Source organism: Azospirillum sp. BE72, assembly GCF_031455875.1.
In the GTDB taxonomy this organism is placed as follows: domain Bacteria; phylum Pseudomonadota; class Alphaproteobacteria; order Azospirillales; family Azospirillaceae; genus Azospirillum.
Window position 1 is genome coordinate 189,936 of sequence record NZ_JAVDTO010000002.1, and the last position, 16,465, is coordinate 206,400.

19 protein-coding genes are annotated in these 16,465 nt (G+C 66.9%); 14 read left to right on the forward strand and 5 right to left on the reverse strand.

Annotated features, from left to right (window positions below; all coding sequences use genetic code 11):
• The first annotated feature begins 12 nt into the window (after positions 1–12).
• On the forward strand, positions 13–834 hold the full coding sequence (locus J2Y49_RS07090) for a DUF4142 domain-containing protein (protein ID WP_310113602.1): 822 nt from the start codon (positions 13–15) through the stop codon (positions 832–834).
• Positions 835–925: 91 nt separating this feature from the next.
• Here the strand turns inward: J2Y49_RS07090 and rpe are convergent, their stop codons facing one another.
• The gene (gene rpe, locus J2Y49_RS07095; protein ID WP_149221659.1) at positions 926–1,579 is read right to left on the reverse strand and encodes a ribulose-phosphate 3-epimerase; all 654 of its coding nucleotides are present in this window, start codon (positions 1,577–1,579) and stop codon (positions 926–928) included.
• 228 nt (positions 1,580–1,807) lie between these two features.
• On the opposite strand from rpe, the gene modA reads away from it, so the two are divergent.
• The 3 genes from modA to modC are packed head-to-tail and all read left to right on the forward strand — an operon-like array spanning position 1,808 to position 4,444.
• Positions 1,808–2,617, forward strand: coding sequence for a molybdate ABC transporter substrate-binding protein (modA, locus tag J2Y49_RS07100; protein ID WP_310113606.1), 810 nt, complete (start codon positions 1,808–1,810; stop codon positions 2,615–2,617).
• A gap of 10 nt (positions 2,618–2,627) precedes the next feature.
• Positions 2,628–3,323 (forward strand): molybdate ABC transporter permease subunit, encoded by a 696-nt coding sequence (gene modB, locus J2Y49_RS07105; RefSeq protein ID WP_310113608.1) that lies wholly within the window; start codon positions 2,628–2,630, stop codon positions 3,321–3,323.
• 2 nt (positions 3,324–3,325) lie between these two features.
• Positions 3,326–4,444: a molybdenum ABC transporter ATP-binding protein gene (modC, locus tag J2Y49_RS07110; RefSeq protein ID WP_310113609.1), complete on the forward strand. Its 1,119-nt coding sequence runs from the start codon at positions 3,326–3,328 to the stop codon at positions 4,442–4,444.
• A 67-nt stretch (positions 4,445–4,511) separates the two neighbouring features.
• Here modC and J2Y49_RS07115 read toward each other — a convergent pair whose 3' ends face one another.
• Positions 4,512–4,823, reverse strand: a complete 312-nt coding sequence (locus J2Y49_RS07115; protein ID WP_310113611.1) for a hypothetical protein — start codon at positions 4,821–4,823, stop codon at positions 4,512–4,514.
• Positions 4,824–5,209: 386 nt separating this feature from the next.
• On the opposite strand from J2Y49_RS07115, the gene J2Y49_RS07120 reads away from it, so the two are divergent.
• From J2Y49_RS07120 to J2Y49_RS07160, 9 genes are all read left to right on the forward strand, one after another.
• On the forward strand, positions 5,210–5,581 hold the full coding sequence (locus J2Y49_RS07120; RefSeq protein ID WP_310113613.1) for a septum formation initiator family protein: 372 nt from the start codon (positions 5,210–5,212) through the stop codon (positions 5,579–5,581).
• Positions 5,582–5,774: 193 nt separating this feature from the next.
• Complete coding sequence (gene pdhA, locus J2Y49_RS07125; RefSeq protein WP_310113615.1) at positions 5,775–6,794, forward strand: pyruvate dehydrogenase (acetyl-transferring) E1 component subunit alpha; 1,020 nt, start codon at positions 5,775–5,777, stop codon at positions 6,792–6,794.
• A gap of 120 nt (positions 6,795–6,914) precedes the next feature.
• The gene (locus tag J2Y49_RS07130; RefSeq protein ID WP_310113617.1) at positions 6,915–8,324 is read left to right on the forward strand and encodes a pyruvate dehydrogenase complex E1 component subunit beta; all 1,410 of its coding nucleotides are present in this window, start codon (positions 6,915–6,917) and stop codon (positions 8,322–8,324) included.
• Positions 8,325–8,340: 16 nt separating this feature from the next.
• On the forward strand, positions 8,341–9,675 hold the full coding sequence (locus tag J2Y49_RS07135; RefSeq protein ID WP_310113618.1) for a pyruvate dehydrogenase complex dihydrolipoamide acetyltransferase: 1,335 nt from the start codon (positions 8,341–8,343) through the stop codon (positions 9,673–9,675).
• 19 nt (positions 9,676–9,694) lie between these two features.
• A complete protein-coding gene (locus J2Y49_RS07140; protein ID WP_063634466.1) occupies positions 9,695–9,997 on the forward strand; it encodes a chorismate mutase in 303 nt (100 codons plus the stop codon).
• Positions 9,998–10,012: 15 nt separating this feature from the next.
• Positions 10,013–11,410, forward strand: a complete 1,398-nt coding sequence (lpdA, locus tag J2Y49_RS07145) for a dihydrolipoyl dehydrogenase (protein ID WP_310113620.1) — start codon at positions 10,013–10,015, stop codon at positions 11,408–11,410.
• Between the two features lie 43 nt (positions 11,411–11,453).
• Positions 11,454–11,939, forward strand: coding sequence for a DUF29 domain-containing protein (locus J2Y49_RS07150; protein WP_310113622.1), 486 nt, complete (start codon positions 11,454–11,456; stop codon positions 11,937–11,939).
• A 62-nt stretch (positions 11,940–12,001) separates the two neighbouring features.
• Entirely contained in the window at positions 12,002–12,958 is a 957-nt protein-coding gene (gene lipA, locus J2Y49_RS07155) for a lipoyl synthase (RefSeq protein ID WP_149269598.1), read from the forward strand.
• A 36-nt stretch (positions 12,959–12,994) separates the two neighbouring features.
• Positions 12,995–13,450, forward strand: coding sequence for a type II toxin-antitoxin system RatA family toxin (locus tag J2Y49_RS07160; protein WP_149221648.1), 456 nt, complete (start codon positions 12,995–12,997; stop codon positions 13,448–13,450).
• Positions 13,451–13,480: 30 nt separating this feature from the next.
• Here J2Y49_RS07160 and J2Y49_RS07165 read toward each other — a convergent pair whose 3' ends face one another.
• Genes J2Y49_RS07165 through J2Y49_RS07175 form a run of 3 tightly spaced genes read right to left on the reverse strand, consistent with a single transcriptional unit; the run spans position 13,481 to position 15,423 of the window.
• Positions 13,481–13,669 (reverse strand): 4-oxalocrotonate tautomerase, encoded by a 189-nt coding sequence (locus tag J2Y49_RS07165; protein ID WP_014247666.1) that lies wholly within the window; start codon positions 13,667–13,669, stop codon positions 13,481–13,483.
• 42 nt (positions 13,670–13,711) lie between these two features.
• Positions 13,712–14,215, reverse strand: coding sequence for a CinA family protein (locus tag J2Y49_RS07170; RefSeq protein WP_014247667.1), 504 nt, complete (start codon positions 14,213–14,215; stop codon positions 13,712–13,714).
• A 35-nt stretch (positions 14,216–14,250) separates the two neighbouring features.
• Positions 14,251–15,423, reverse strand: coding sequence for a bifunctional 2-C-methyl-D-erythritol 4-phosphate cytidylyltransferase/2-C-methyl-D-erythritol 2,4-cyclodiphosphate synthase (locus tag J2Y49_RS07175; RefSeq protein WP_310113627.1), 1,173 nt, complete (start codon positions 15,421–15,423; stop codon positions 14,251–14,253).
• 178 nt (positions 15,424–15,601) lie between these two features.
• Here J2Y49_RS07175 and J2Y49_RS07180 point away from each other — a divergent pair, with 178 nt between their 5' ends.
• A complete protein-coding gene (locus J2Y49_RS07180) occupies positions 15,602–16,429 on the forward strand; it encodes a cytochrome c biogenesis protein CcsA (RefSeq protein ID WP_310113630.1) in 828 nt (275 codons plus the stop codon).
• Positions 16,430–16,465: the final 36 nt, after the last annotated feature.

Genomic DNA, 16,465 nt, shown 5'->3' on the forward strand with positions numbered 1-16,465 from the left:
GGGAGATTTTTCATGACCAGGACATTCGTATTCACCGCCATGGGCGCGGTTCTGCTGTCGACCACCGCGATGGCCCAGGTAGGCGGCGCGACCTCGCCGCAGGCCGGATCGAGCTACACCATGGGTACGCCGTCGGGCGGCATCCCGCCGCTGGACGCGCCGGCCCGCGGGCTGCCGGTCACCGACACGCCGCAGGGCGGCAAGGTGGTGGTGCTGGGCGAAGGCATCGGCGCCCGCCGGGTTGCCGAAGAGCGCCGCATGGAACAGCAGATGGCGACCGGCATCGCCGGGTCCACTGCCGGCACGGGTGCGGCGATGACCGGCAGCAGCATCGGCGGCGGCAGCACGGCCGACCAGGACCGCGCCGCCCGCATGGCGCCGGTGGCCAGCGCGGCCGACTTCGTGAACCGCGCTTCGCAGAGCGACCTGTTCGAGATCGCGTCGAGCCGCATGGCCGTCGACCGCGCCACCACCGAGCCGGTACGCCAGTTCGCCCGCCACATGATCATGGACCACACCACCACCAGCGAACTGGTGAAGACCCAGGCCCGCGCCAGCGGCCTTGAGCCGCCGGCCCAGCCGGATCTCGACCAGCAGCAGAAGCTGAGCCAGCTGCAGGGCCTTCGCGGAGTCGCCTTCGACCGCATGTATGTGAACCAGCAGGTTCTGGCGCACCGCGAGGCGGTGGACTTGTACGGCACCGTCGCCCGAAGCACCGATCCGGACCTGCAGCCCTACCGCAGCCTGGCACAGCAGACCTTGCCGAAGCTGCAGCAGCACCTGAACCAGATCGAAGGCATCGCGGCCAGCGCCCCGCTCGCCAGCGTCCGCTGATCCGGCGGATCTTTGATAGGCCGATAATGGAACGGCCCCGCACCGCTCCCCATGGGGGCGGCGCGGGGCCGTTGCTGTTTCAAGGTGCTGATCAGCGCAGGGCGCTGATGTTGGCAGCATACTGCTCGGGACCGCCGGTGAAGGTGGCGGTGCCGGCGACGAGAACATCGGCGCCGGCCTCGATCGCCAGGCGGGCGGTCTCCGGGTTGATGCCGCCATCGACCTCCAGATCGATCTGCTTGCCCAGCGCGTCGATGCGGGCGCGCAGGTCGCGGATCTTCGGCAACTGGCTCTTGATGAAGCTTTGGCCGCCAAAGCCGGGGTTGACCGTCATCACCAGCACGAGGTCGATGTCCTCCAGCACATGCTGGATGGCGTCCACCGGCGTCGCCGGGTTCAACGACACGCCGGCCTTCTTGCCCAGCGACTTGATCAGCTGGATCGTGCGGTGCAGGTGCGGCCCGGCTTCCGGATGGACGGTGATGATGTCGGCCCCGGCCTTGGCGAAGTCCGGAACGAAGAGGTCCACCGGCGAGATCATCAGATGCACGTCGAAGACCTTGGCGGAATGCGGCCGCAGCGCCTTCACCACGCCCGGCCCGATTGTGAGGTTCGGGACGAAATGCCCGTCCATCACGTCGATGTGGATGTAGTCGGCGCCGGCGGCGTCGACCGCGCGGACCTCCTCGCCCAGCCGGGCGAAATCGGCGGAGAGAATCGAGGGGGAAATCTTCACGGCGCGCATGGGAAGTTCCTGAAGCAGGGGGAGGGCTGGGACCGGGTCCGATTCGCCGCACTTCCTATCACGGCCCGGCGCGGCAAGTCATGACATGATGTGAATTCCGCAAGTCCGCGGCAGAGTCACTCGCCGGGATTGGACAGCGCGAGCCCGGCCGTTTGCCCTTTACCGCAACCGCGAAGCGCTGTATCCATTTGGATACAGGTTAAGCGTCAAGCATGGCAGGGGGTGGCGATGGTTGGTGTGCGTTCGATCCTGGGGCGGAGCGGGTTCAGGCTTGCGATGTCGGCGGCGGTGTTGGGTTTCGGCCTGACCCTCGCCGCCCCGGCGGCAATGGCGCAGGACGTGCTCGTTCTGGCCGCCGCCTCCACGAAGAATGCGGTGGACAAGCTCGCCTCCCAATTCAAGACGAAATCCGGCCTGTCAGTGACCTCGTCCTTCGCCGCGTCCTCCGCCCTCGCAAAGCAGATCGAGAATGATGCGCCGGCCGACATCTTCATCTCGGCCGATCTCGACTGGATGGATTATTTGCAGAAGCGCAATCTGATCAGGACCGATAGCCGGACGAACCTGCTGGGGAACGAGCTGGTGGTGGTGGTGCCGAAGGGAACGGCGCTGAAGCCGGACCTGTCGAAGGGCGGCAAGCTGGCGGAACAACTGGGCGACGGCAGGCTCGCCACCGGCGACCCATCGAACGTTCCGGTCGGGAAGTACGCCAAGGCTGCACTGGAGTCCCTTGGTCAATGGAAAGCGGTCGAGCCGAGGCTGGCGCGGGCCGACAGCGTGCGGGCGGCGCTGGTGCTGGTCAGCCGGGGCGAGGTGCCGATGGGCATCGTCTATCGCACCGACGCCGCCATCGATCCGGGGGTGGAGGTCGCCGCCGTGTTTCCGCCGGACAGCTACCCGCCCATCATCTATCCGGCAGCGTTGGTGGCGGCATCCAAAAGCGCAGGCGGCGCCGCTTTCCTCGACTACATGAAGTCGCCGGAGGGCATGGCGGTGTGGAAGGAATTCGGCTTCGTTCCGGCCCCCAAAGCACCGTAAGCTCTGCGGCATGGATATCCTGACGCCGATGGAGACCACCGCGTTGCTGCTGAGCCTGCGTGTCGCGGGCGTCGCCATCGCGTTGGGGTTGCCGGTTGCTGTGCTCGCCGCCTGGGTGCTCGGGCGCTATAACTTTCCGGGCAAGACGCTGGTCGATGGGCTGGTCCATCTTCCGCTGGTCCTGCCGCCGGTGGTCACCGGCTATATCCTGCTGGTGACCATGGGGACCAAAGGGGTGGTGGGCGGCTGGCTGTACCAGACCTTCGGCATCAAGCTGATCTTCACGGCGGAAGGCGCGTCTCTGGCGGTCGCCGTGACGTCCTTCCCGCTGATGGTGCGCGCCATCCGCCTGTCGGTCGAGGCGATCGACGGCGGGCTGGAGGCGGCGGCACGCACGCTGGGCGCCGGCCCCGTCGACCGCTTCTTCACCATCCTGCTGCCGCTGATGGCGCCCGGCCTGTTGTCGGGCGCCATCGTCGCCTTCGCGGCGGCGATGGGCGAGTTCGGGGCGGTCATCACCTTCGTCTCCAACATTCCCGGCCAGACGCAGACCCTGCCGTTGGCGATCTATGCCGCCACCCAGGAACCCGGCGGCGACGCGGTGGCGGCGCGGCTTGCGGCCATATCCTTCGGCGTCGCCCTGATCGCGCTGATGCTGTCGGAATTTCTGGCGCATCGCGTCCGGCGGCTGATCGGGCAGACTTGACCATGATCGACCTTGCGATCCGCCAGACGCTTGGCGCCTTCACGCTCGACATCGCCTTCGCCGCAGAGGAGCGCGGGGTAACGGCCCTGTTCGGCCGCTCCGGTTCCGGCAAGACATCCGTCATCAACGCCATCGCCGGGTTGACGCGGCCCGATTCCGGCCACATCCACATCGGCGACACCGTGTTCTTCGACAGCGCGCGGCGCGTCGACGTGCCGGTGGAAAGGCGGCGCATCGGCTATGTCTTCCAGGATGCGCGCCTGTTCCCGCACATGACCGTGCGCAGCAATCTGGAATTCGGCCTGCGCCGGGTGCCGGCTGCGGATCGCCGCATCGCCTTCGGCCCGGTCGTGGAACTGCTGGGGCTGGGCCATCTGCTGGACCGCCGGCCACGCGGGCTGTCGGGCGGCGAGAAGCAGCGCGTCGCCTTCGGCCGCGCCCTGCTGGCCCAGCCGCGCCTGCTGCTGATGGACGAACCGATGGCCTCGCTCGACGCCGCCCGCAAGGCGGAGATCATGCCCTACATCGAGCGGCTGCGCGACGAGATGAACATCCCCATCGTCATGGTCAGCCACGCGCTGGACGAGGTTGTGCGCCTCGCCACGACGATGGTGCTGATCGGGGAGGGCAGGGTGCGCGCCGTGGGGCCGGTGGGAACGGTGATGGGCCGGCTCGACCTGTCGGCGGTGACCGGTGCGCAGGATGCCGGTGCCGTGTTGGACCTGACGGTGGAACGCCATATCCCCGACGACGGGCTGACCGTTCTGGCCTTCGACGGCGGGCACCTGACCGTCCCGCGGGTGGAACGTGCGCCGGGGGTCGCGGTGCGCCTGCACATCCATGCCCGTGATGTTATCGTGGCTCTGCAGCAGCCGGTCGGCGTGAGCGTGCGCAACGCGTTGGCGGCCACGGTGGTGGAGGTCGCCGAGTCGGGACCATCCTCCGCCGATGTGCGGCTGGCGGTTGGCGGCTCCTTCCTGATCGCGCGCATCACCCGCGCGGCCGTCCGGGAGTTGAACCTGACGCCCGGCCGCCCAGTGGTGGCGCTGGTGAAGGGCATCGCCTTCGAACCGGGCAGCACCGGCGGACCCGCGGAAGGGCGGCGGGTCGTGGATGTTTGAGTCGGAGCGGTCGCTGACAAATCCCTTCTCCCGCAAGGGGAGAAGGGATTTTGGTGACCGCCGGAGCTTACTGGCCGCCGGACGGGGTTGCCGAGCCGCCAGTGCTGGCACCGCCGCCGGCAGACCCGCCGGCCGTGGAGCCGCCCGGCACCGTGGTGGTGGCGCCGCTGGTCTCGTTCATCGAGTTGCCGGAGGTTCCGCCCTGAACCGGAACTCCGGTTGACGGCGGCGGGACCGTGGTGGAGTCGCTGCTGGACCCGCTGCTGGTGGTCGGGCTGGTCTGGTTCGCCGCGTTGGAGTTCTGGGCATTCTGGTCGTCGCAAGCCGCCAGCCCCAGAAGCAGGGCGGGAAGGGCCGCGATCAGAATCTTGCTGCGCATGGAGTGCGTCTCCTCAGCCATTGGGCGGCGCCGCCCTGGAAGCCGGCAACCGGAAGCGCATTCGCTGACCCGGTACGGCTCCGGCAACGCCGTGTGGGTCCAAACACGCCACCGCCGGTTTCATTCCATTCCCCCTTAGCACTATGCCGAGTGGGTGTCGTGCGCCGACGGTGCAGGGCGCATCGGCGGGCCGACGGAACAGGGTGCCCGGAATACCCTACCTACGGGGCATGGAAAACTTTCACGGAACGTTCTGACAACTTGTGGCGCAGGCGTGGCAGGTACCCATTACTGGGTTGCGCAAAGAACACGACACTTTTGCGACTTGGCTGTTCCATCTTTTTCGTTTGACCGGTGGAAAGTCGCTGTGATTCCATCCAACCACCATGACGATGATCGCCGACTTCACCGACACGCTCGCCCGCGCTGCCAAGAGCGCGATCCGCCAAGCCATCATGCCGGCGCTGTGCGCCTGTGTGGTCGCCTACTTCGCCTACTACGCGATCCATGGCGATCGCGGGCTGGTGGCGATGAAGCAGATCCAGGGGGAGATCGCCCAGGCCGAAGAGGTCCTGAACCAGCTCCGCACCGAACGGGAGGAGATGGAGCGGCGTGCCCAGCTTCTGCGCGGCGACGGGCTCGACCGCGATATGCTGGAGGAGCGGGCGCGTCTGATGCTGAACTTCTCCAACCCGCGCGACGTCATCGTCAAGCTGCCCAAGCTGGCCGACCCGGAAGGGGTTCCGGTGCATAAGTAAGGGGAAATCAGCCGATTAACCGGAATCCGGTTAATCGAAAATAGCGCTGCAAAAACAGGCATTTGCGCGGGCCAAAAAGCTCGTGTAGTGTGCGCGCCATATTCGCTTCCGGTGCGGGCTCTCGCATGCCCGCAACGCGTGGCGGCAAGGGTTGTTGTAAGGCCCAATGCCGCTTGAACCCTGGGGAGGAATCATGGCCGCGTCCCGACGCCGTCCGACCAAGGCGCAGACCGACACCGCGCCCGCTCAAGCCGTCTCTTCCGAAGAGCTTCTTCATTACTACCGCGAGATGCTGCTGATCCGCCGCTTCGAAGAGAAGGCGGGCCAGCTGTACGGCATGGGCCTGATCGGCGGCTTCTGCCATCTGTACATCGGCCAGGAAGCCGTCGTGGTCGGCGTGCAGGCCGCCCTGAAGCAGGGCGACACCGTCATCACCAGCTACCGTGACCACGGCCACATGCTGGCCTGCGGCATGGAAGCCAACGGCGTGATGGCCGAGTTGACCGGCCGCATCGGGGGCTACTCCAAGGGCAAGGGCGGCTCGATGCACATGTTCAGCCGCGAGAAGAACTTCTACGGCGGCCATGGCATCGTCGGCGGCCAGGTTCCGCTCGGCACCGGTCTGGCCTTCGCGCACAAGTACCTCAACGACGGCGGCGTCTCCGCGGTCTATTGCGGCGACGGCGCGATCAACCAGGGCCAGGTGTACGAGAGCTTCAACATGGCGGCTCTGTGGAAGCTGCCGGTGCTGTTCGTCATCGAGAACAACAAGTACGCCATGGGCACCTCGCAGGAGCGCGCCTCGGCCGGTGAACTGCATCAGCGCGGCGCCGCCTACGGCATCCCCGGCTATCAGGTCAACGGGATGGACGTGCTCGAGGTGAAGGCCGCCGCCGACCAGTGGGTGAACTACATCCGCGAAGGCAACGGCCCGGTCATCCTGGAGATGAAGACCTACCGCTACCGCGGCCACTCCATGTCCGATCCGGCCAAGTACCGGACCAAGGAAGAGGTCGAAAAGATGCGGTCGGAGTCCGATCCCATCGACCAGCTGAAGGCCAAGCTGCTGGGCGGCGGCCACGCCGACGAGGACAAGCTGAAGGAGATCGATCGCGCGGTGAAGGCGATCGTCACCGAATCGGCCGAGTTCGCGCAGCAGAGCCCCGAGCCCGATCCGTCGGAACTGTGGACCGACATCCTGGTCGAGACCTGATCGTCGAATCCACCGTCTGGTCCTGACGTCAACGATAAGCAGGAGCGGCGCCGACCGGAACGGGTTGCCCCCAGATTGGGAGCGGCAACCGGTTTCCCCCGCGCCGCCGGAGGTTGAGGAATGCCGATCGAAGTGCTGATGCCGGCCCTGTCGCCCACCATGACCGAGGGCAAGCTGGCGAAATGGGTCAAGAAGGAAGGCGACACGGTGAAGTCCGGCGACGTTCTCGCCGAGATCGAGACCGACAAGGCCACCATGGAAGTCGAAGCGGTCGATGAAGGCCGCGTCGGCAAGATCCTGGTGCCGGAAGGCACCGACAATGTCGCGGTGAACACTCCCATCGCCATCCTGCTGGAAGAGGGCGAGGACGAGAGCGCGCTGTCCAAGGGCGGCAACGCCCCGGCCACCCCCGGCCCGACCAACGCCGTCCCGGCTTCCGAAGAGACCAAGGCCGCACCGTCGGCGGTGCAGGCCCAGGCTCCGGCGCCGACCGTGCCGGCCGCCCCGGTGTCCGCCCCGGACTCCGACGAGGACAAGTTCTTCGCCAAGACGGTGAAGAAGACGGTCCGCGAGGCGCTCCGCGACGCGATGGCCGAGGAAATGCGCCGTGACGAGAAGGTCTTCGTCATGGGCGAGGAGGTCGCGCAGTACCAGGGCGCCTACAAGGTGACCCAGGGCCTGCTGCAGGAGTTCGGCGAGCGTCGCGTAATCGACACGCCCATCACCGAGATCGGCTTCGCCGGTCTGGGCGTCGGCGCCTCCTTCAAGGGGCTGAAGCCGATCGTCGAGTTCATGACCTTCAACTTCGCCATGCAGGCGATCGACCACATCATCAACTCCGCCGCCAAGACGCTCTACATGTCCGGCGGCCAGATGGGCAGCCCGATCGTCTTCCGCGGCCCGAACGGCGCCGCCGCCCGAGTCGCCGCCCAGCATTCGCAGTGCTATGCCTCGTGGTACGCCCACTGCCCGGGCCTGAAGGTCGTCTCGCCCTGGTCGGCGGCCGACGCCAAGGGACTGCTGAAGGCGGCGATCCGCGATCCGAACCCGGTCGTCTTCCTGGAGAACGAGATTCTCTACGGCCAGAGCTTCGAGGTGCCGGAGGACGAGGAGTTCGTCCTGCCGATCGGCAAGGCCAAGATCGAGCGTCAGGGCAAGGACGTGACGATCACCGCCTTCTCGATCATGGTCGGCCATGCGCTGGCCGCCGCCGAGGAGCTGGCGAAGGAAGGCATCGACGCGGAGGTCATCAACCTGCGCACGATCCGTCCGCTGGACACCGCCACCATCGTCAACAGCGTCAAGAAGACCAACCGCCTCGTCTCCGTCGAGGAAGGCTGGCCCTTCGCCGGCATCGGTTCGGAAATGTGCGCGCTGATGATGGAGCAGGCGTTCGACTATCTCGATGCGCCGGTGGCCCGCGTGGCCGGCCTGGACGTGCCGATGCCCTACGCCGCCAACCTGGAAAAGCTGGCGCTGCCGCAGGTCGCCGACATCGTCAAGGCCGCCAAGCAAGCCTGCTATCGCTGAGAGGAGGGCTGATAGGATGACCGTTCAGATTCTGATGCCCGCCCTCTCGCCCACGATGACCGAGGGCAACCTCGCCAAGTGGCTGAAGAAGGAAGGCGACACGGTGAAGTCCGGCGACGTGCTCGCCGAGATCGAGACCGACAAGGCCACCATGGAAGTCGAAGCGGTCGATGAAGGCCGCATCGGCAAGATCCTGATCCCGGCCGGCAGCCAGGGCGTGGCGGTGAACACCCCCATCGCCATCCTGCTGGAAGAAGGCGAGGACGAGAGCGCGCTGGCTTCGGCCGGTTCCGCTCCGGCTCCGGCCGCTGCGCCTGCCGCGGCTCCCGCTCCGGCGGCTGCCCCGGCCGCCGCGGCTCCGGCCCCCGCCGCCGCTCCGGCCGCCGCCCCGGCGGCTTCCGGCGAGCGCGTGTTCGCCAGCCCGCTGGCGCGCCGCATCGCCGAACAGGCCGGCGTCGACCTGAAGACCGTCAAGGGCAGCGGCCCGCACGGCCGCATCGTCAAGGCCGACATGGAGGCCGCCAAGGCCGCCGGTCCGGCCAAGGCCGCTTCCGCTCCGGCTGCCGCTCCCGCTCCGGCCGCCGCCGCTCCGGCTCCCGCCGCGGCTCCGGCCCCGGCCCCCAAGGCCGAAGGTGTGGATGCCAAGGCGCTCGCCGACAAGCTGGGCATGGCCTACACGGCCGTGCCGAACAGCGGCATGCGCAAGACCATCGCCAAGCGCCTGGGCGAGGTGAAGCGCACCGTTCCCGACTATTTCCTGACGGTGGATGTCGAGATCGACGCGCTGATGAAGGTCCGCGCCGAGCTGAACGGCCGGTCCGACGCCTACAAGCTGTCGGTGAACGACTTCATCATCCGTGCCGTGGCGCTGGCGCTGAAGAAGGTCCCGGCGCTGAACGCCGCCTGGACCGACGAGGCGATGCTGCAGTACAGCCACGCCGACATCTCGGTCGCCGTCGCGACCCCGACCGGGCTGATCACCCCGATCGTCAAGAAGGCGGAGACCAAGGGTCTGGCCGACATCTCCAACGAGATGAAGGCGCTGGCCAAGAAGGCGCGCGACAACGCGCTGAAGCCGGAAGAGTATCAGGGCGGCACGATCTCCATCTCCAACCTGGGCATGATGGGGATCAAGCAGTTCCAGGCGATCATCAACCCGCCGCAGGCCTGCATCCTGGCGGTCGGCGCCAGCGAGCAGCGCCCGGTGGTGAAGGACGGAGCGCTGGCCATCGCCACGGTGATGAGCCTGACCGGCACCTTCGACCACCGGGTGGCCGATGGCGCCGTCGGTGCGGAATTCCTCGGCGCGGTGAAGAAGCTGCTCGAGGATCCGCTCTCGATGCTGCTCTGACGGTTAGAGGACCGGTTCCATGTCGAAAAGCCTTGCCCCGCTCCGCGCCGAAATCGACGCCATCGACGACGAGATCGTCGCGCTGCTGGGCAAGCGCCTGTCTGTCGTCCACCGCGTCGCAGCGGTGAAGATGGCGGAGAATCTGCCGGCCGTCCTGCCCGATCGCGTCGAAGCGGTCAAGCGGCGGGCGGCGGAGGCGGGCTTGGCCTACGGCCTGGATCCGGACTTCATGGCCACCCTGTACCAGACGATCATCGACGAGGCGTGCCGGGTCGAGGAAGGCATCTTTGCCGCCGGCCGCGAGGATGCGCCTCGCTCCTGAATGGGGAGAACACCCTTGGCCGACATGAATTACGACGTCATCGTCATCGGCGGCGGGCCGGGCGGTTATGTGGCGGCGATCCGCGCCGCGCAGCTGGGCCTGCACACCGCGGTCATCGAGCGTGAAAACCTGGGCGGCATCTGCCTGAACTGGGGCTGCATCCCGACCAAGGCGCTGCTGCGCTCGGCCGAGGTCCTGCATCTCGCCAAGCACGCCGCCGACTACGGTCTGGTCATCCAGAACCCGTCCTTCGACCTGGACAAGGTCGTTGCCCGCTCGCGCAAGGTCGCGGGTCAGCTGAACGGCGGCGTCAAGCACCTGCTGAAGAAGAACAAGGTCGCGGTGATCGAAGGCTCCGCCAAGCTGATCGGCAAGGGTCAGGTGGCGGTCAGCAAGGGCGAGGCTCCTGTCGGCACCTTCGGCGCCAAGCACATCATCATCGCCACCGGCGCACGCGCCCGCACGCTGCCGGGCCTGGAGGATGACGGCAAGCTGGTCTGGACCTATCGCAAGGCGATGACGCCGGACAGCATGCCGAAGTCGCTGCTGGTCATCGGCTCCGGCGCCATTGGCATCGAGTTCGCCAGCTTCTACAACGCCTTGGGCGCGAAAGTTACGGTGGTCGAGGTGATGGACCGCATCCTTCCGGTGGAGGATGAGGAAATCTCCGCAATGGCCCGGAAGGCCTTCGAAAAGCAGGGCATGCGCATCATCACCGGTGCCAAGGCCGGCAATTTGCGCAAGGCCGCCGACAGCGTGACCGTGGCCGTCGAGGCCGGCGGCAAGACCGAGGACATCACGGTCGACCGCGTCATCGTCGCCGTCGGCATCAGCCCGAACACCGAGGGTCTGGGGCTGGAGAACACCAAGGTCAAGACCGACCGCGGCCACATCCAGACCAACCCGATGTGCGAGACCGACGAGCCGGGCGTGTACGCCATCGGCGACGTGACCGGCGCCCCCTGGCTCGCCCACAAGGCCAGCCATGAAGGCGTGATCGTCGCCGAGCACATCGCCGGCAAGCACCCGCATGCGCTGAACGTCCGCAACATCCCGGGCTGCACCTACTCGCACCCGCAGATCGCTTCGGTCGGCCTGACGGAGAAGAAGGCGAAGGAAGCCGGCTACGAGATCAAGGTCGGCCGCTTCCCCTTCGTCGGCAATGGCAAGGCCATTGCGCTCGGCGAGCCGGAAGGCCTGATCAAGACCATCTTCGACGCCAAGACCGGCGAGATGCTGGGCGCCCACATGATCGGCGCGGAAGTGACCGAGCTGATCCAGGGCTACGGCATCGCCAAGTCGTCGGAGTTGACCGAGGCCGAACTGATGCACACGGTGTTCCCGCACCCGACCCTGTCGGAAATGATGCATGAGTCGGTCCTTGATGCCTATGGCCGGGCGATCCACTTTTAAATAAGATTTTCCAAGGTGGCGTTTTTCCCAACCGGACGGAGCCATGGACCGCAGCAGCGCCGCGTATGACGAGGATTTCTACGCCTGGACCCAAGCCCAGGCGCAGGAGCTTCGCCGTGCCGGCGCCGAGCGGAACAACGCCCCGGTCGACTGGGAGAACGTCGCCGAGGAGATCGAGAGCATGGGCCGCAGCCAGAAATCCGAGATCGACAGCCGCTTGCGGGTTCTCACGACACATTTGCTGAAGTGGTTGTTCTGTCCGGATCTGCGTGAGCGGTGCGAACGCGGCTGGCGTCGGACGATACGCGAGCAGCGTGACCGGCTGGTGGATGAGATTGCCGCCAGTCCCAGCTTGCGGCCCTATATCGCCGCAGTGTTCGACAAGACCTACCGCAAAGCCCGGTTGGATGCCGCCGACGAGGCGGATACCCCTGACGGGCATTTCCCGGTCGAGCCGCCTTTCACGCTTGACCAGGCGCTCGATCCGGCCTATCCGGCCGAGCTGTTTCCGCCGGAATGGCGGGTTTGACATCCTCATCGCACCTATTGTCGGGGCCGGGGCATCGCGTCGGCCATCGGGAGCTTTAGACCATGACCCTCGTCGACCAGACCGAGAAGCTGCGCCACCCCGAGAAGGCCCATAAGCCCGACAACCCGATCCAGCGCAAACCGGCCTGGATCCGGGTCAAGGCGCCGATGAGCCAGGAATACAACGAGACCCGGCAGCTGATGCGCGGGCTGAAGCTGAACACGGTCTGCGAAGAGGCGGCCTGCCCGAACATCGGGGAGTGCTGGAAGCACAAGCATGCCACCTTCATGATCCTGGGCTCCATCTGCACGCGCGGCTGCGCCTTCTGCAATGTCGAGACCGGGCGCCCGGACCAGCTGGACCCGCATGAGCCGGACAATGTGGCCGAGGCGGTCGGCAAGCTGAAGCTTTCACACGTCGTCATCACCTCCGTCGACCGCGACGATCTGGCCGACGGCGGTGCCGAGCATTTCGCCCGCACCATCCGCGCCATCCGCGCCGCGTCGCCGGAAACGACCATCGAGATCCTGACCCCCGACTTCCAGAAGAAGAAGGGTGCGGTCGAGGTGGTGGTGGAGGCCAAGCCCGACGTCTTCAACCACAATCTGGAGACGGTTCCGCGCCTGTACCCCAACATCCGCCCGGGTGCCCGCTATTTCGCCTCGCTGCAGCTGCTGGCGCGGGTGAAGGAGCTGGATCCGACCATCTTCACCAAGTCCGGCCTGATGGTCGGGCTGGGCGAGACGAAGGAGGAGATCGGGCAGGTGATGGACGATCTGCGCTCCGCCGATGTGGACTTTCTGACGATTGGGCAGTATCTCCAGCCCACGCCCAAGCATGCGGCGGTGGATCGTTTCGTGACTCCCGAGGAGTTCGACGGTTATTCCACTGTTGGCCGCGGCAAGGGCTTCCTGCTGGTGGCCTCGTCGCCGCTGACGCGCTCGTCCTATCATGCGGGCGCCGATTTCGAGAAGCTGCGCGAAGCCCGGCTGCGCAAGCTGGGGGTCGCGGCCGCCTGATGCAGGCGGCTCAATAAGAAAGGATATGGTACGGGCATGCCCACGCACGCGGAAAAGAAGGTTCTTCCCTACACCCCCCGGCAGATGTACGACCTTGTCGCCGACGTGGAGAAGTATCCGGAGTTTCTGCCCTGGTGCCTGGCGGCCCGCATCCGCAAGCGCGAAGGCAATGTCATGTTCGCGGACCTGATTATCGGGTTCAAGATGGTCCGCGAACGCTTCACCTCGCGGGTGGAACTGAGCGAATCCATTTGCCGCATCGACGTGCAATACACCGACGGGCCGTTCCAGTACCTGAACAACCACTGGATCTTCAACGATCATCCCGGCGGCTGCTGCGTCGACTTCTTCGTCGATTTCGAGTTCCGCTCGAAGATGCTGCAGAAGATCATGGGCCTGCTGTTCAACGAGGCGGTGCGCCGGATGGTGCAGGCCTTCGAAACGCGGGCCGCCCAGCTGTATGGGCCGGGCAGGGCGACGCAACCGGCGTGACGCCCTGCGGGCCTGACGGAGGCAGGCGGGTCAGGTCTTGTCGGACCACAGTTCCCCGCCGCTGGCCCAATCGCTTTTCTTCACATCCTGGAAGATGATGTCCACCGCCGAGGGCGAGCAGCCGAGCACCTTCACGGTCGCTTCGGTCAACGCCTTGGCGTATTCGCGCTTCTGCTCGACCGTGCGGCCTTCGAAAAGCTGGATGTTGATGGTCGGCATCGGGTCTTTTCCTCTTTGTATGAAGTGCTTACAGACGTTTTTTCAGCGCAGGCTTCCGGTCGGACGGGCAAGCCGCAGCCGCTCCAGCGCCGCCTGGACGGTCGCCATGCGCACGGCGTCACGGTCGCCGGGAAAGGTGTATTCCTTGGCCTTGGCCGCACCGCCGCGCACCGCCGTGGCGACATAGACGCGGCCGACCGGCTTGGTCTCGGTCGCCCCACCGGGGCCGGCGATCCCCGTCACCGCCACCGTTACATCGGCCCGCGACTTCGCCAGCGCCCCCACCGCCATCGCGACCGCCACCTCCGGGCTGACGGCGCCATGGGCGTGCAGCAAGCTGGCCGGAACGCCGAGCAACTCGGTCTTGGCGATGTTGGTGTAGGTGACGAAGCCGCGGTCCACCACCTTGGACGACCCGGCAATGTCGGTCAGCGCGCCGGCGATCAGCCCGCCGGTGCAGGACTCGGCGGTCGCGATCATATAGCCGGCAAGGCCGTATTCGGCCAGCGTCTGGGCGGCAAGGTCGCGGATGGTCTCGGGAAACATGCGGCCTCTCCTGGCTCGTGGTGTCGGGTCGGATCTTAGCCGGGAAGCCGGACGGTCGCCACCGCCTGCGCGGCGATGCCCTCGCGCCGGCCGGTGAAGCCCAACTGCTCGGTGGTGGTCGCCTTGACGCTGACCCGCCCGACCTCGATGCCCAGAATTTCGGCAATCCGTTCGGCCATCGCGGCCCGGTGGGGGCCAACCTTGGGCCGCTCGCAGATGATGGTCACATCGGCATGGGCGATGACGCCGCCGCGCTCCGCCACCAGATCGGCGGCATGGCGCAGGAACTTGGCGCTGTCGGCCCCGCGCCAACGCGGATCGGTCGGCGGGAAGTGGCTGCCGATGTCGCCGGCGGCCAACGCGCCGAGGATGGCGTCGGTCAGGGCATGCAGCCCGACATCGGCATCGGAATGCCCCTCCAGCCCATGGCTGTGCGGAACGCGCAGGCCGCAGAGAGTCACGAAGTCGCCGTCGGTGAAGCGATGGACGTCGAAGCCGCTGCCGGTGCGGATGTCCCACAGGCTGCTCATGACCGCGCGGGTGGCGCGGGTCAGGTCGTCGGGGGTGGTCACCTTGAAATTGTCCTCCTTGGACGGCACCAGGGCGACGGCCAGCCCGGCGCGCTCCGCCACCGCGGCATCGTCGGTCAGCGACAGGCCGGCGGCGGCGCGATGAGCCTGCAGAATATCCGAAAAGCGGAAGCCCTGCGGGGTCTGCGCCCGCCACAGCCCCTCGCGGTCGACCGTCGCGCCGATGCTGCCGTCTTTGTCGCGCTTCAGCGTGTCGGCCACGGGCACCGCGGCGATGGCGCCGGGCTGGTCGTCCAGCGCGGCGATCACCGCACCGATGGTGGCCTCGTCGATCAGCGGACGGGCGGCATCGTGGATCAGCACGAGGTCGGGCGCGCCATCGGCGGCCAGCGCCTCCAGTCCGTTGCGCACCGACTCCTGCCGGCTGGCGCCGCCGGCAATCGGATCGGGGAGGCCGAGCCCGGCCACGGCGGCGTCATAGGCCTCGCGCCATATCGGGTCGATGACCACGCGCACGCCGGTGACCTGGGGATGGCTGAGGAAAGCCTCCACGGTCCGGCGCAGCACCGGCTTGCCGGCGAGGTCGAGATATTGCTTCGGCCGTTCGGCTCCGAACCGCTGGCCGGATCCGCCGGCGACGATCAGAGCAATGCAGGTGGGCGCGATGCAGGTGGGCATGAGGCAAACCGTAAGATATGATAGCCACTTGACGGAAACGTCGCGGAGCCTAGCCTGTCGCCGTGGTTCCGCCAAGTGCCGCGCCTGCCTGTTTCAATCGCCGGACGGCTCCCGGCGGGTCAATGGCCACAGACGGGGCGGCATGTCGGGGCGGAAAGACGGGAGTGCGTTCGGGTCCATGTCGCAGAACATTCTCTTGAGCCTGACGGCGCTGGTGACCCTGGTGCCTGCCGCCTTCTATCCCTACCGGCGCATCGCGGGGCAGGGTGTGGAGGGGCGCGGCTGGTCCTTCTGGGGCGCCCTGGTGCTGGCCGCCGCAGGACCGGGCATGTGGGCGATCCTGCAAGTCGCTGGACAGTGGCAAACCGGCTTTTCCACCGCGCTGTGGGTGACCACCGCCGCCTGCATGGCGCTGTTCATCGGGCTCAGCCTGTTCCATGGCACGGCCTGGAGACTGGCGCCGCTGCTTTTGCCCTATCTGCTGATCGTCTGCCTGTTCGCCACGCTGACCGAGGATGCGCCGGCTCCGGTCATGCGCGGCAACGCTCCCGGCGTTTGGATCGATCTGCACATCGGGGTGTCGGTCTTCACCTATGCCCTGCTGACGCTCAGCGCCGTGGCGTCGCTGGCCGCGGTGCTGCAGACGCGGGCCTTGAAAACCAAGCGGCCGACCCCGCTCAGCCGCTTCCTGCCGCCGGTTGCCGAAAGCGAGCGGCTGCAACTGCGCCTGCTGATCGCGTCGGAGGTGGTGCTGGGCGCCGGCCTCGCCACCGGCATGGCGGTGCTTTATTTCGAGCAGGGACAACTGTTCCGCACCGATCACAAGAGCCTGCTGTCGCTGGCGACCTTCGTGGTGATCGGCATCCTGCTGCTGGCGGAATACCGCACCGGCGTGCGCGGGCGGACGGCGGCGCGGACGATGCTGATCGTCTATCTGCTGGCGACGCTCGCCTATCCCGGCGTCAAGTTCGTGTCCAACGTGCTGATCGGGCAATGGACCTGGTAAGGGATGCCTGACCGTTGCCATGGGCTTCGCCCTTGC